General features: G+C 59.3%; 9 protein-coding genes and 2 tRNA genes. 8 read left to right on the forward strand and 3 right to left on the reverse strand.

Going from position 1 to position 15,290, the window contains the following annotated elements:
• Positions 1–132 precede the first annotated feature (132 nt).
• The 3 genes from IPK79_09540 (at position 133) to ubiE (ending at position 2,624) form a co-directional block, all read left to right on the forward strand.
• Entirely contained in the window at positions 133–1,680 is a 1,548-nt protein-coding gene (locus tag IPK79_09540) for a 2,3-bisphosphoglycerate-independent phosphoglycerate mutase (protein MBK8190676.1), read from the forward strand.
• A gap of 61 nt (positions 1,681–1,741) precedes the next feature.
• Positions 1,742–1,818: transfer RNA gene (locus IPK79_09545), tRNA-Asp, on the forward strand.
• Positions 1,819–1,898: 80 nt separating this feature from the next.
• On the forward strand, positions 1,899–2,624 hold the full coding sequence (ubiE, locus tag IPK79_09550) for a bifunctional demethylmenaquinone methyltransferase/2-methoxy-6-polyprenyl-1,4-benzoquinol methylase UbiE (GenBank protein ID MBK8190677.1): 726 nt from the start codon (positions 1,899–1,901) through the stop codon (positions 2,622–2,624).
• 73 nt (positions 2,625–2,697) lie between these two features.
• Here the strand turns inward: ubiE and IPK79_09555 are convergent.
• A tRNA-Arg gene (locus IPK79_09555) sits at positions 2,698–2,774 on the reverse strand.
• 219 nt (positions 2,775–2,993) lie between these two features.
• Here IPK79_09555 and IPK79_09560 point away from each other — a divergent pair.
• Positions 2,994–3,410: a hypothetical protein gene (locus IPK79_09560; GenBank protein ID MBK8190678.1), complete on the forward strand. Its 417-nt coding sequence runs from the start codon at positions 2,994–2,996 to the stop codon at positions 3,408–3,410.
• Between the two features lie 222 nt (positions 3,411–3,632).
• Positions 3,633–7,991, forward strand: coding sequence for an AAA family ATPase (locus tag IPK79_09565; GenBank protein MBK8190679.1), 4,359 nt, complete (start codon positions 3,633–3,635; stop codon positions 7,989–7,991).
• Positions 7,992–8,032: 41 nt separating this feature from the next.
• Here the strand turns inward: IPK79_09565 and fliD are convergent, their stop codons facing one another.
• Positions 8,033–9,802, reverse strand: coding sequence for a flagellar filament capping protein FliD (fliD, locus tag IPK79_09570; protein ID MBK8190680.1), 1,770 nt, complete (start codon positions 9,800–9,802; stop codon positions 8,033–8,035).
• A 365-nt stretch (positions 9,803–10,167) separates the two neighbouring features.
• Here fliD and IPK79_09575 point away from each other — a divergent pair, with 365 nt between their 5' ends.
• Entirely contained in the window at positions 10,168–11,742 is a 1,575-nt protein-coding gene (locus IPK79_09575; GenBank protein MBK8190681.1) for an amino acid permease, read from the forward strand.
• 667 nt (positions 11,743–12,409) lie between these two features.
• Positions 12,410–13,195 (forward strand): slipin family protein, encoded by a 786-nt coding sequence (locus IPK79_09580; GenBank protein MBK8190682.1) that lies wholly within the window; start codon positions 12,410–12,412, stop codon positions 13,193–13,195.
• Positions 13,196–13,310: 115 nt separating this feature from the next.
• On the opposite strand, the gene IPK79_09585 is transcribed toward IPK79_09580, so the two are convergent.
• Positions 13,311–14,315 carry a hypothetical protein gene (locus IPK79_09585; protein MBK8190683.1) on the reverse strand — a complete coding sequence of 335 codons (1,005 nt, stop codon included), beginning with the start codon at positions 14,313–14,315 and terminating at the stop codon, positions 13,311–13,313.
• A 344-nt stretch (positions 14,316–14,659) separates the two neighbouring features.
• On the opposite strand from IPK79_09585, the gene grpE reads away from it, so the two are divergent.
• Entirely contained in the window at positions 14,660–15,283 is a 624-nt protein-coding gene (gene grpE, locus IPK79_09590; GenBank protein ID MBK8190684.1) for a nucleotide exchange factor GrpE, read from the forward strand.
• The last annotated feature ends 7 nt before the right edge of the window (positions 15,284–15,290 follow it).

Below are 15,290 nucleotides of genomic sequence, written 5' to 3' on the forward strand. Positions count from 1 at the left end.
TCGGGCTTCTGATGTAACGCGGTTAACCGGGCGCGGCAATGGCGAAGGGGATGCGCGCGGGTCGAAAGAAGGGGCTGTTTTTGATACAACAGAGGGAATCGCCGCCTCCCAATTGAAAGGCCTTTCCATTATATGACCAAGACGCCGATTCTGCTGCTGATTCTTGACGGCTGGGGATTGACCCCGCAGACCGAAGGAAACGCCATTGCGCTGGCCCATCCCAAGCGCTATGAGGCGCTGATGTCCAATCACCCCTGGATTCCCATCGATGCGTCAGGTTACTCCGTGGGCTTGCCGCAAGGCCAGATGGGCAACTCAGAGGTGGGTCACACGACCATCGGCGCCGGGCGCGTGGTTTACCAGGAACTCACGCGCATCGACAAAGCGATCGAGACGGGCGATTTCTTCCGTAACCCTGCGTTTCGCGCGGCGGTTGAGCACGCGCGCAATCACCAGAGCGCGCTTCATTTCATGGGTCTGATTGGTCCCGGCGGCGTTCACAGCCATCAGAATCATCTGCTCGCGCTGCTCGATATGGCCAAGTGGGACAAGCTGGATCGCGTCTTTGTCCATGCGTTTCTCGACGGTCGCGACGTGCCGCCGCGCAGCGCAGGCGAACCGCTCGCAGAAATCGAACGAAAGCTTAAAGAATTGCGCTTTGCGCCGATTCAAACCATTTGCGGACGCTATTACGCCATGGATCGCGATAACCGCTGGGAACGCGTGCAGCTTGCTTACGACAATCTGACGCTGGCCAACGGCAAGCGCGTCCTGTTCAGCACCCGCGCGCTGGAGGCCAGCTATCAGGACGACAAGGGCGATGAATTCGTCTTGCCGACGGTGTGTGACCTGACGTTTCAGGGGATTCAGGACAACGATGCGGTTATTTTCTTTAACTTCAGGCCGGATCGCGCGCGCGAACTGACCCGCGCTTTCACTCAGCGTGAGTTTACGGGATTTGAACGCGCCAAAAAGCCGGAAAACCTGCATTTCGTCTGTATGACCCCCTACGACGAGAGCTTCGGCTTGCCGGTCGCCTTCGATAAAGACCCGCTGGCCAATATCCTGCCGGAAATCATCAGCAACGCCGGTTTAAAGCAATTTCGCTGCGCCGAAACCGAAAAATACGCGCACGTCACGTATTTTCTCAATGGTGGACGCGAAGAGCCTTATCCTGGCGAAAACCGCGCGTTAATCCCCTCTCCGAGGGTCGCCACATACGATCTTCAGCCGGAAATGAGCGCTCCCGAAGTCTGCAACGCGATTGTAGAGGCCATTGAGAGCGGCGGTTACGATCTCATCATCGCCAATTTCGCCAACCCCGACATGGTGGGCCATACCGGCGTCCTGCCGGCGGCCATTCGCGCCGTGCTGGCGGTTGATCTGGCGCTTGGGCGCATTGTCGACGCGCTGGCCCGCGTCAACGGCACGTTGCTGCTGACCGCCGATCACGGCAACATCGAGGTGATGATCGACGCCGACGGCGGCCCGCACACCGCGCACACGACCAACGACACGCCGTTTCTGCTCGTCTCGTCGGATCCGGGCCTCAAGCTCGATACGCAAGGCCGCTATGGTCTCAGCTCGATTGCTCCGACGATCCTCGACCTGATGGGCCTGCCGATTCCCGCCGAAATGACGTCGCCGTCGATGTTAGCGCGCCAACCCGTTGCGCGCTGACGGGCGCCTCTTGTTTTGCGCAATCCCGTTGTGTTATATCTGGAAGTCGCCCGAATGATATGGGGCGGTAGCTCAATTGGTTAGAGCACCTGCCTGTCACGCAGGAGGTCGCGGGTTCGAGTCCCGTCCGCCCCGCCATTTTTATGTCATCTCCGCTTATCGCGCCTCAGGCAGCCGTTTGACGGCTTGCCCGGCGCTCTTGTTATAGAGGGGACGGCGTGCCATCGCCTGAGGTCCAGCCCTATACGTTGCCCGAACCTGCGCGCAAGCCGCACTATGTTCAGGCGCTTTTTTCGCGTATCGCGGGGCATTACGATCTCATGAACGACGTGATGACCTTCGGCCTGCATCGGCGCTGGAAGGCGCGCGCGTGCCGGGCTCTGCGTCTGGAGGCGGGTCAGCGCGCGCTGGATCTGTGCTGCGGTACAGGCGATCTGGCGCTGGAAATTCTCCGCCAGACGCCGACGGCGCGGGTGGTCGGCGTCGATTTCTGCGAGGAGATGCTTGCCATTGCTCGCCGCCGCTTGCGCGACGCCCCCTGCGAGTTGATGCAGGGCGATGCGATGCGTCTGCCATTTGAGGATGACGCCTTTGACGGGGTGGTCATCGCCTACGGCTTGCGCAATGTCGCCGACGCCGAGGGCTGCCTGAGAGAAATCGCGCGCGTGTTACGCCCGGGCGGGCGGCTGGCGATTCTCGAGATGAGCCGTCCGACCCCGCTGCTGCACGGACTCTCGCGCGGCTGGCGGTTTGCGATTCTGCCCATTCTGGGCCGCCTGATTGCGCGCGATGGCGAGGCCTATCAATACCTGCCGCATTCAGCTCAGGCTTTTCCGCCTCAGCACGCGCTGGTTGAGATGATGACGCGCGTCGGCCTGCAAGACGCGCGTTTTGAGAACCTGATGGGCGGCGTCTGCGCCCTGCATGTGGCTGTCGCCCCGTAGCGCCCTGCGGTTTTATGGCGCCCGGCATCCGCGAGCATGCGTCTGGCGTCTGATGATGACAACGGAAACGGACTGGCGCGCTCGGAGAGATTCGAACTCCCGACCTCATGGTTCGTAGCCATGCGCTCTATCCAACTGAGCTACGAGCGCATCCAATCCGATGCTCCCGACTATATCCAAAACCCCGACGCCTTTGCAAGGGCTCGCGCGCGGCGACCGGCGCGGAGAATCGCAACGGGATATACGAATGGCCGTATTTAGGATAGAATATCCAGAATGATTCTGCCGTATGGCATGCATGGACGCTCTTTGAGCCCCGTCAACGCGCAAAATCAGGATGCTCCTTACTAATTTGGGTTGGGCTTAGGCGTGGCGACTCGTGATGCGCGACGACCTCTGAATGAAATGGCGCTGGCAGCCCTGGCGGCTCTCGAAGAAGAGCCGTCGTCGGCCGACGGCGTCACGGCGCGTGAGATTACCAATCGCATTTTGCAGACCTATGGCGTGGCCTACCCCATCCAAACCATCCTCGTGGTGCTGGGGCGCTTGACGCGCAAGGGAGCGGTCACCCGCATGACCCACCCGAATCCGGGTTTGCATCATCGCTATTCGTTCCATCTGGCGCGGTCGTGCGAAAACACGCCAGAAGAGCGCGTATGGCGTCAGTTTCAGGCCATTGCAGATGAGTTCTTCGATGGCAACCCTCAATTGGCCCTGTTCGAGCTTCAAAAGCAGGTGATTGAGCGCCATATTGAGGAAACGCCCAGTCAGCCTCAATTCTTATAAGCGGAGTTGCGCGGGCTGCTTCGCCGTGAATTTTTGTAACCCCTCTGCGACCGACGCCTACGGATCAGGCTGAATCGGCTATACTGGCAAGAGGTCGGGAATCAGCGCTTGCGCCTTTCCGGGCTTGGCGGCCCTTTTTACGGAGAGGGTTCGCGCCGTCAGGGTCAAGCGTCAAGGGTTCAGAGAGTGACCGCAGACCAGCCTCGGGAGTCATCGTCGGCGATGCCGCCCCCGGCCTCAAGCGCAGGCGGGGCGATTCTATTTGAGAAGTCGTGTCCCGGCTGTGGCTCGACCAATGCTATTATTAACCGCTTTTGCGCCTTTTGCGGACGCCGTTTTGAATCGCTGAGCGATGCGGCTGAGTCAGACGACGCGCAAGCCCCTGCGCTCACCGAAAAAACGCCGGGTCCGTTGCCGCTTAAAGGCCGCCAGTCGTCTCAAACCCTGATTGAATCGCGCTTGGCCGCTGCAGAAGAAGAGGCGCTGGCTGCTGCGTATGAGCGCCCGAACGATGCGGCGGGCCTCGCTGATTCCAATGCCCTGACACTGGACAGCGCGCCTGAGCATGCGCCGGCGCCGAAATCTGAGCCCGAGCCCGAGCCCGAGCCGCCCGCCGACGAGTCGCATCTGACGCAATTCGCGCAGATTTCCATTGAGTTTATGAACTTCGTCCAGTTGGCGTCTTCGGTGCAAGACCCGTCTCTGATTGAGCGCTATCGCGGCGAATGCGTCGCCCGTATCGAAGAAATGGCCGCCCGCGCGCAAGGCGTGGTCGAATCCGTCCGAAATAACATCCTGTTTATTATTTTTCCGCGCCAAGAGACGCTTTATGCGTCCGTGGCTCAAGCTGTCGCGCTGTCGTTGCAGGTGCTGGAAGAGCCCCTGACGTTTCAGCAGTTGCCCCTTAAAATCCGAATCGGCCTGGCTCTGGAGTCTGCAGGCGAGCGTCAGCCCATGACATCAGCTATTGAGCGCTCGGTCGCCTCTCCCGGCATGGTTGTCGCCAGTGAACAGGCTTACACGCTGTTTGAAGACGACTACGCCGTCGAACCCGTCGGCCCCATCCGCATTGGCGAGACCTTTCAGACGTTTTACCGCATTCTCAAGCCGCGTCCCGCCGTGATGCCGGACCCGGCCATTGTCGCCGACGCCGCTGACAAAGGCCCGGAATCAAGCCCGCACCCAAACCCGGAAATGCCACTGTCGCCCGTTCGGTCTGAATCGTTGCCTGATCCTGCGGCTTCTCTGGTCGGGCCGGAATCTTCGCCTAACGCGTCGCCTTTGTCGCCGGTCAGCGCAATTTCTCCCCTGACGGCGCCAGATGTCGGCGCCCCGCAAGGCGAGTCGCAAGACGATGTTTTTGCTCTGCTCTTTCCCCGCGCGACGGGAGATGCGCCCTCGTTGGACGAGTCTCTTGACGGTGCGTCAGAACTATCGCCAGCGGCTTTTTCAGCGGCTTCTCATGAAGCGCCGCACGCTTCGGGGCCTGTGGGCGAGGCGGGTGGATTTCGCGAGTCTCTGGCAGCCGCCGCCGCGTCGCCCGGTCTCGCTGACGCTGACGCCCGGTTTCAGGGTCCGCCTGAGTCGCCTGCTGCGTCTGATTCCCTCGATGCTTACTCTCACCCCAGCCCGACGCTGACGCCCGAAACGACGGACATGGACGCGTTTGCCTCGCCCCCCCCTGATGATCCTGCCATGATTGGCGTCTTGGGGATGATGGGCATGGGCGCTGCGCCTCCTCCGTCAGCGATGGCCAGCGCGGAAATGCCGCAAGAACCCTTGCGCGATACGGCCCACCAGACGGTCACGGGCTATTCTCCGCCGCTATTCTGTGGGCGTCGCGCGCCAGAATCGGCCAACGTCCGCTACGAAAAAGGCGTTGAAACCCTCATTGCCGAATTGAGCGCCTTTATCGACGACCCATCCGCCGCCGGGCGCATCCTCACGCTGTCGGCCAATGAGGGCGTTGGCAAATCCTATATCGTCAGCAATTTGCTACTGCGCGCCCTCGCCCCCGACCCGCGCCAACCGCGAATGGTCTGGTTTCAGGGCAGCAATTACGCCTCGTTCGGCGGGCGCGGCCTGCCGCTGCTGCTCTGGATCGAGATGTTCCATAACGCTTTGCCCATGATGCTCGAAGGCTCCGATCCGGGCAGTTTACAGTCCTGGCTGTCGCATACGCTCAACCACATCTATCGCGGTCAGGCTCCGCCCGAGGCGATGCGCTTCTGGAGCAATTTCTTCCTGATTAATCCGCTTGCTCCGATTCAGCTCGACGCGCTCGACGGGCTGGGCGATATTGAGCGCTATATGGGCGATTTTATCGCGCACATGGCCCAGCAAATGCCGGTCGTCATGGTGATCGAAGACCTGGATCAGGCCGATGCGGCTTCGCTGGAGCTGCTGGTTCGTCTGGTCGAGGGCGGCTTGCTGTCGCATCGCGTGTGTCTGGTGTTGACGCACGATCGCGAGTTCTTGCCGCTGGGGCGTCTGGAGCAGGTCTTGGCGCTGCACACTTCTCGAAATGTCGTTATTTCGGATCTTAATCAAGAAGAAATCGTCAGCTTCCTGAGTTCAGGCCCTTTTGCCGGGACGCTGGAAACCCTCTCCTCACGCCATATCGACGACCTGATGACCTATTCTCAAGGCCGCTCGATTTACCTCTTTGAGGCTATAGCCTACCTGCAAATCAGCCAGGTATTCTGGGTGAACCCGCAGACCGGCAAGCTTGCGCCGAATCCCAATGTCGATCAAACTGCGCTGAGCCTGCCCGCGTCGCTAGCAGAAATGATTCAAGCCCGCTTTGACGGTCTTTCCGCCGAACAGCGCTATGTCCTGCAAGTCGCCAGCGTGCTGGGCGAGCGTTTCACGCTCAAGACGCTCGTGGATCTGTGTCAGTTTGATATCGAAACGCTTCAGCGCATCCTCGAACACCTGACGGTGCAACAGTTTATCGTTAGTGATTTCCAGCAGACAGGGCATTTCCGTCACCGGATTCTCTGGGAGCTTGTCTATCGCAGCCTGACGCCAGAACTGCGCGCCGACCTGCATAAGCTGGCCAGCGAATATCTGGAGAATCTCGTCCGTAATCGCGTCACGGTCAATCCCCTCTTGTGCGCCATGCACGCTGAACGCGCCGGGATGGGCGATCGCGCGTTCCATTACTGGAATCTGGCCGGGGTCTGGTGTACGCAGATCGGCGATCGCGTCGGGCTGAATCTGGCCTTTGCTCAGGCTCTGGCCCTGCTCCAGAAAAAAGCCTCGCCTGATGCCGCTGATTTGGCGGCGCGGCTGTATTGCAATCTGGGCATGCTGAATCTCGACGACGATCCGGCTCTGGCCGTTTCCCTACTGGAGCGCGCTGCCGCCTATGCCGAAGAAAAAGGCGACAGCGCCCGCCGAATCGAGACCTATGGTTATCTCGCCGCAGGCTACGAAGCCATGGGACGCCTTCAACAAGCGCACGACGTTCTCGAGAAGAGCCTCGCGCTGATTTCTCGCCAAAGCTCGCCGCAAGAACACGCTATCTTGCAGGCGTCGCGCCTTGGTTGTCTGTATCGCCTCGGTCGCCTCGAAAAAACCCGCGAGCTGCTGATTGCCGAACTCGCCCCGCTCACCGAAAACTCTGACGCCCTGCGCGATCCCACCCTCGCCGAATCCCTGTTTACCGCGCGCTGGCTGCACCACGAGATCGATCTCTGGCAATGCCGCCCCGATTCCTCCGAGGCGCTCAGCCATGCGCTCGCCCTGACCGAAGAGCGGGGCTATGGCGCGCTGGCCCTCTCGATGAAGCTCTCGCGGATTCGCGGCTTTCTGTGGCGCGGCGCCTATGAGAGCGTCGATCGCCATCTGCACGCCCTTCTCCCCGAGATCGAAGCCCTCCCGCGTCCAGATGAACTGCTGGGCCAATGGGGCCTGCTCGCCATGACGCTCCACATCGACAAAGGCGACTGGAAGAGCGCCCAGGATCTGACCCTGCATAGCCTTTACAAGGCCGAGCAGGCTCATGATTATTACACCTGGATTCAAATCAATGCCGAGGCCGGGCGTATCGCCTTGGGGCAGAATCGCGCCGCCGACGCGCTCAGTATTTTCGAGGGGATGGCTGCCGAAAGCGCGGAGCGCCGATTCGCTTCCTGCGCGCTGATTTGCTGGCGTCTGCTGTCGCAAGCCCAACTCGTCCAGGGTCGCCTCGAACCTGCGCTGGAAATCGCCGCCCGCGCGCTGGAAATCGCCGAAAAACCGGATGTCGGCAATACCCGCGAGCGTTATCTGCTGAGTCTGACGATGGCGCGCATTCTACTGGCTCAAGGCGATATTCGCGCGGCGGGCGAGCGTTTGCAGCCCTTGTGGCCCGAAATCAAGCAAACCGGCTTCCTGCCGTTGATTGCCGATGCGGCAAGCGCTGTGGGCGAACTGTATCTGGCGATGGCCAATCGCCTGCCAGAGGGCGTCCAGCGTATTCAGCGCCAGGAACGGGGCATGCAGTTTGTCGAAATCGCGATGACGCAATGGCAACAATTGCGCAATCCGTATCAATTGGCCCTGGCGTCGGCGCATCTGTCGTCAGGCGTGGCGTAAAGACGCTTCGGGAAAAGCGCGCGCTGGCTTAAGCGTCCGCGTTAGCCCTTGTTGGCCGCAATTTGGTTGGCCATATTGGTGATGGCCGTTCCCTGATTGTTATATTGGGAAATCAGCATTTCCATCACCTGAAACTGCTTGCGATAGAACTCTTCTTTTTGTGCCAAGCGGCTTTCTGCGCGCGAGATTTGCGTGTTGAGATCCTTGATACGCCGCTCGGTGCTGTTATTGTGCCCGGCGAACAGGCCGTCGAGCGATTCGTTGGCGTCGTCGTTCAAGGCGTTGTCGGTCAGGGTCTTAAGCTGGGTCAAAACGCCGGTGGCGCCGACCATCAGGGCGCTGACCTCATCGGGATTGGATGCCAGCGCAGCTTCAAACTGGGTTTTATCAAACTGAAACTTCGACGAGGCGGTGTTATCGCCTGCTGTCACGGCTCCGGTCGAAATCCCGACTGAAAACAGCGTCGAATACTTCGTCAAACCCGCAACCGGATTCGACATTGTACTGCGCAACTGGTCACGGAAGCGTCGCAGACTGCTTTCGCCCTTGAGCTTGGCGTTGTTGTTCTGCATATCCGTCTGCTCGTCGATAAACGAGATGGCCTGATTGAGCTGGGCCACCAGGTCCGTGACGGCTGTTTCCAGCTTCGAAGCGTCTCGGCTGATGACAATATCAATCGGCGCGCCGACGTTCTGGCCCTTGAGTTCCAGCGTCACGCCCGTGAGGCCTGTGATACTCGAGCTGACCGTGTTGGATCCGCTGAAGAGCTGGGTGCCATTGACGTAAAATTCAGCGTTTTTGCCGGCGGTCTGCGACAGCGTCGAATCGCCGCCGCTGATCAGCCCCATCGCGCCCAGAAAATTACTCGTGCCGTCGGCCATGGTAATCAGTGCGCTGCCGCTGCCCGTGGCGCTCAAATTCAGCCGGTTGGCCGCCACGTCATAAGAAATCGACACGCCGGCGTCGGCGTTGTTGTTGATTTCGCTGATAATCGCATTCAACGTTTTGCCGGTGGTGTCAAACGTGGCCTTGCCGATGGTAAACGTTCCGTCAGTCAGAGGCGTCGCCAGGTTTGCGCCCGCCGTACTGGCAACCGCGCCCAGATTTACCCGCGTGAGGGCGACCGAGCTGGTGACGCTGGTGGCCGTCTTATCGCCGGTCTTTAAAAACGTCAGATCCAGAAAATTCGACGTATCGCCATTGGCGCCCAGTTGCACCGTATGGCCGGCGGCGTTGTCGATCTGAATTTTGCCGCCCGAGACGCTCACGCCGGTGATATTGGCCAGCGCGCTTATCTGCGTAAACACGCTGTCAAAATTCTGTGTCGCATCGACGGTAATGCTATGAGCCGCGCCGTCCACAAAAACGGTAAACGTCCCGCTGGTAATGCCTCCTTGGGCGACGTCGCTGATGAGATCTGTTCCCGCGGCGAGTTGCGAGGCGACGTTGCTGACGCTGCGCGCGGTGGTGGCAGTCGCCAACTGGCGCACTTCCAGCTTGAGGGTTTGCGCCGAAGCGTTGCCTGTAACGGTCGCCGTGGCAATGGCGTCATTGGCTGACTTCGACGCCTTGGCCTTAAACGGGTCGCCCTCCAGCACCGACGGGGTGACCAGCTTTTTGAGCACCGCGTTAAGCGATTCCACGCGCGATTTAGCGTTTTTATACTGCGCATCGCCCAGATTCAGGTTCTGAAGGCGCGTCTTGAGAATGTCGACGGGTCGTTTTTCAATCGCCATCAGTTTGGTGATGACGTCTTCCGTTGGGAAGCCCGACGCCAGACCGCTGAGAGAAATCGGGGAGGTGCTGGACATAGACAAACGCCCTCGTCAGAAGTGGCCTGAATCGCCCGAACGCGCGACTTGCGATGATTCAACATCGCTGTCTTCATGGTCGACCGGCGCGACTGCTTTTGGTATCGACCAAATAAACGAACTCTTGATACGCGCAGGCGCCCGTGTCCTTAAAATTGTTACAAGCTTCGGAGTCCCCCGGATCCCCGTCCGTTCCCGTCAAAAGGCTGCTGCTGCGCAGGCCATCGTTACATGAAGGGGCCTTCGCGCATGCGCGCCGCTTGAGCGCCTTTAAATGTTTATGTTACCGTTTGACCTTTCATATCCGCATTGATCCGGCGGATGCCGCGTACTTAAGGGAGTCGTCCATGTCTGGAATTGCCGAAATGTCTCGCCCCTCGCTGTTGAGCCGCCTGTTTCGCACCAAGAGTCTGGATCGCATCCTGCACGAGGCGGGACATCAGGAGCATCAGCTCAAAAAGACGTTGAGCGCCTTTGATCTGGTTATTTTCGGCGTGGGCGCGATGATCGGGGCCGGGATTTTCGCTCTGTGCGGGTCTGCCGCTGTCGGCGCTGCCGGACACCCGGGCGCAGGGCCTGCGGTGGTCGTCTCCTTTGTGATTGTCGGTTTTATTTGCGGCCTGTGCGCCCTTTGCTACTCCGAATTCGCCTCGATGGCGCCCATTTCGGGTTCCGCCTATACCTACGCTTTTTCCACGATGGGCGAATTCATCGCCTGGATTATCGGCTGGGCGCTGGTGCTGGAATACGCCGTCGGCAACATGGCGGTCGCCGTCAGTTGGACCGGTCACGTCAAGGAATTCCTGCTGTCGCATTTTAACGTCACGATGCCGGCTTTTCTATCGAGCAATACGCTGACCACCGAGGTGAGCCTCGACAAGGCGGATCCCTCTCTATTACTCAAGGCCATCCCGTTTACGATCCCGTTTACGGATGATCATTATTACCTCTTGATTCAAAAGGCGTTTAACGTCCCGGCGTTTATTATCGTGATGCTAATTACCACGCTGCTGTTTTTCGGCGTTTCCGAAAGCGCTCGCACCGCAGCCGTGATGGTCTTCATCAAGACGGGCGTCATTCTGCTGTTTGTGGCGGTGGGCGCCCTCTTTATTTTTGGCGGCAATCCGCAGCACATGGCCATTGCGCATGAAAACTGGTTCGCCAATGGCTGGCAGACGTTTGCGCCCAACGGCTTTTACGGGATTCTCACCGGCGCGTCTACGATTTTCTTCGCTTATATCGGCTTTGACGCAGTGTCGACCGCTGCCGAAGAAACCAAAAACCCGCAGCGCGATATTCCTATCGGCATTATGGGTTCGCTTGCTATCTGTACGATTCTCTATATTGCGGTTTCCGCCGTGGTGACGGCTGTTACGCCGCTCGACCAAATCAATACCGAAGCCGCTGTGGTCGGCGCCATGCGCTATATGGGCAATTACCCCTGGGCGCAGATTCTCATCAGCGTCGGCGCGATTGCCGGCCTTACCTCGGTGATGCTGGTACTGCAACTGGGCGGCACCCGTATTTTCTATGCGATTTCTCGCGATGGCCTGTTGCCTGCGCTGTTTTCCAAGGTGCATCCGGTTTTCCAGACGCCGCACATCTGCACCGTGCTGGTGGGCTTCTTTGTTGCCATCGGCGCAGGTCTGCTGCCCATCGGGCTCTTGTCCGAAATGTGTAATATCGGGACGCTCGGCGCGTTTCTGGTCGTCTGCGCCGGGGTGGCGATGCTGCGTATCACGGATCCCGAGCGTCCCCGTCCCTTCCGCACGCCGCTGGGCTTGACCTTTCCTATTATTGGCGGGCTCGGCTGTCTGATCGTTATGCTGGGCTTGGCTCCAACCACCTGGATCGTTACGATCGGCTGGTTCTTGCTGGGTATGGCCGTTTATTTTGGCTATGGATTCTGGCATAGCAAGATGAATGACGCTCGCGCATAGCGAATCGCCTGCTGCTACGCTGATTTTAGACGTTTTTCGCTTGCTTTGTAAAGAAATATAAAATCATGACTGGGGCTTGAAACGCGCTCTCTGAGCGGGTTCTGTAAAATCGTAAATATTGATCTCTATGGTTTTTTAAACGTATGAATCATGATCAGGCATGAATCGTAAATGCGATACAGCCGCCTAAATCGCGGCCCGTCTAGACGTTGACTCAGACCCAGCCTATGACCCTTCTGCGCGCACCCCCGTGCGAGGGGCTGGTAATGCGGGGTCTCGCTTTTCGATACCGCGCGATGACGCAAGCGCCCGGCGCTGCACTCTTCGGCTTCTTCCGCGCAGCCGTTCCCCACCGGTGGGCCGCCCTTGGCGTGGCACCCCATTGACGGCCCTCCCGGTTTCGGGAAACCTCTCAAGAGTTTGAGAACCTCTCTCTCCAGAACTCTCAGACGCTGACACAACCCTCGAGGGTGGGGCTCAGCGTATGGCCGCGTTTAGAGCGCCTGCGCAGGGTCTGTGTCGTGCGCGCATTTCTCAATGGGGGATGCGCAAATCGCGCGCAACGGCTACGATGGTCAGGATGCGCGCTGATCGGATGCGTGCGATTTTTTACCCCCATTCTGAAACTGTCAACCAGGAGGCGAGGAGCAAACGGATGAATTCCCTGATGTTATTGGTTCCCGTGTTACCGGTTCTGGTGATCGGGTTTTTCTTCTTTATCAGCTGGATTCGGGTTCTCAACGAGTACGAACGCGGCGTGATTTTCCGACTGGGCCGGATTCAGTCCGAACCCGTGGGCCCCGGCCTGTTTTTCCTGCTGGCTCCGCCCTTTGTGGACCGTATGGTGAAGATCGATTTGCGCACGGTGACCATGGATGTCCCGCCGCAAGACGTGATTACGCGCGACAACGTGTCGATTAAGGTCAATGCGGTTGTCTATTACCGCGTCGTTGACGAGCTGAAAGCCATCACCGAGATTGAAAACTACCACTACGCCACGTCGCAAATGGCCCAAACCACGCTCAGAAGCGTCGTCGGTCAGGCCGAACTCGATGAATTGCTGAGCAATCGCGAAAAAATCAGCCGTGAAGTGCAGGAAATCCTTGATGAGCAGACCAATCCGTGGGGCGTCAAGGTCACAAATGTTGAAGTGAAGCAGGTGGACCTGCCTTCGGATATGCAACGCGCCCTGGCCCGCCAGGCTGAAGCCGAGCGCGAACGCCGGGCGAAAGTCATTGCCGCCGAAGGCGAGTTTCAGGCCGCCGAAAAACTGGTAGACGCCGCCAAATTAATGGGCGAGCATCCCATGGCCCTGCAAATGCGCTACCTGCAAACCATGGTCGAAGTGGGCGCCGAGAAAAACACAACTATCTTCTTCCCCATTCCCATCGACGTGCTGGACGCCCTCACCCAGAACCGCGGCAAGCGCGGCGACGCGACGTTTTCGCATTAAGCCGGGGATAAGCCTTCCTCTTGAACAGAATCCCCTCGTCCGCGTCACGCGCAGGCGAGGGGATTTTTTCGATGAATGAGAGAGACAGAAGCCCCGGCGGCTGAAAAGCCTTTGCCTAGGCCATCATCGGCGGCATGCCAGCCGTGGCGGACGTGGCTGAAGCCGGAATCGGAATCGACTTGCCGTCGAGCGCGTCTTTAATGATCTGCTGGACATGCGGGTCTTTCTCGCGCTTGCCGGGCCACCAGCTATGGATGAGCGGCTTGAGAATGCGCTTGATATGCGAATCGTTGGTGCGATTCACGACCATCAACGACTGAATGGCGGCGACTTTTACGTCTTTGTTCTCGTTTGGATTCTTCAGAATCTTCTCGACAATATCGATGCCGGGCAAATCCTGAGTGGGCATTGTCGCATTCTGGGCCTTGTTGAGCATCCCCAGCGTCCAGAGGGCGGCTTGGCGGACGTAGAGGGCGTCTTCCTTGGCCTGACCTTCATACTGGCTGGTGTCGGCCATCGCCTCGCGCTTGAGCAGTTCGTACGTGCGCGGCGTACCGAAGCCCCGCATGGCGATCTGCTCCATCGAATCAATGCGCTCTTGCAGCATGCCGGGTTTATCCAGCATCTGGTTCAACTGCTCAATCGTCGCAGATTTCAGCGAGGAGGTCTGCGGCGCTTCCATCGGCGGTTGGGCCATCGGCGGCGGGGGCGGCGCTTCCATCGGGTATGGCTGTTGCGGATATTGCGGCTGGTAGTAGTTTGCCGGATTCATCATCTGCTGGTAATAGGCCATGTTATTAAGCTGACTGGCCATATTCAGATACGCGTTGCGCTGCGCCTCGGCGGCGTTTCGGGCCGAAACGGCGTCGGTGTAAGCGCCTTGAAGCGCCTGCTGCGGCGTACCGCCATAATATCCGCCGCCGTAGGGGTATCCGCCACCATAAGGCGACTGGCCGGGCTGACCCGGTTGACCGGGGGCGGGGGCGCCGTAAGGCGTCTGTCCATACGGCGCAGACGTCATCATCGCGCCGGGAACGGCCCCATTGGGGAAGTTCTTCGGCTCGATGATCTGAATGTTGACCGCCGAGGAGGTGGAAGGCATCACAGGACTTATAGCCATCGGTTGCAAAGACCCCTTTACCAAAAACGTTCTATCGTGAGGAACTGGCCGGATCGCAGAAGGGAAGGGTTGCTGTTTAGCGCTCAATCTACCATTCAAAGACCGATGAACCCAATGTGTTGCTAGCCGCCCGGTGAATATGAAATATTTGTTACATCCACCAGGTAAAACCCGCTCTCTGAGCGCTTATGCCGGATGCCTGCCGGGACTCGACGCGTGTCGCCTTTCGGCTTTGTCGACGGCTGGCCCGTCGCGGGGCCTGTTTTGAGCCTTTATTTCCGCCGTCGCCTGTTTTCGGTAGAATACCAGCGCCGTATCATTCTGATGTAGAGAGTCGTCTTGCGATGAATCCCTTTCAAAAAGCCGCTTCCGCCGCGCCTGGGGAAGACGCTGTCGAGGAGTCCTCCGCTGCCGCCCCGACGCCGGAGTCCCCCGCCGCCAGCGACGCCGAAGACTGGAAGGCCCAGTACGATGGCCTTTACGATCAGCATCTGCGTCTGGCCGCAGACTTTGATAACTTCCGCAAGCGCGTCACTCAAGAGCGAGAAGCCCTCATGAAGTTCGGCGCGGAATCCACGCTGCAACGGCTGATTCCCGTCCTCGATACTCTCGATCGCGGCTTGGGCAGCCTCACCGAGCAATCTGACTCTAAAACCCTCTTTCAGGGTATGACGCTGATGCGCCGCCAATTGCTCGACGCCCTCACCCAACTGGGTCTCACGCGGATTGAAACCGTCGGCCAGGCCTTTGACCCCAACTTCCACGAGGCCGCCGGACAAACGCCGACCGACGCCGTCCCTGAAAATCAGATTCTGCTGGAGGCCATGAGCGGCTACATGCTTCATGATCGCGTCCTGCGCCCCGCGCTGGTGATGGTCGCCGCCCCGCCGGTTTCTTCGGCGCCATCGGAACCGCCTGCGCCCGCTGCTGGCAACCCGTTTACGCCCCCGCCGTCGGCGGACGCCTAGCCCATGC

This window comes from Vampirovibrionales bacterium, assembly GCA_016712355.1.
Lineage (GTDB): Bacteria > Cyanobacteriota > Vampirovibrionia > Vampirovibrionales > Vampirovibrionaceae > JADJRF01.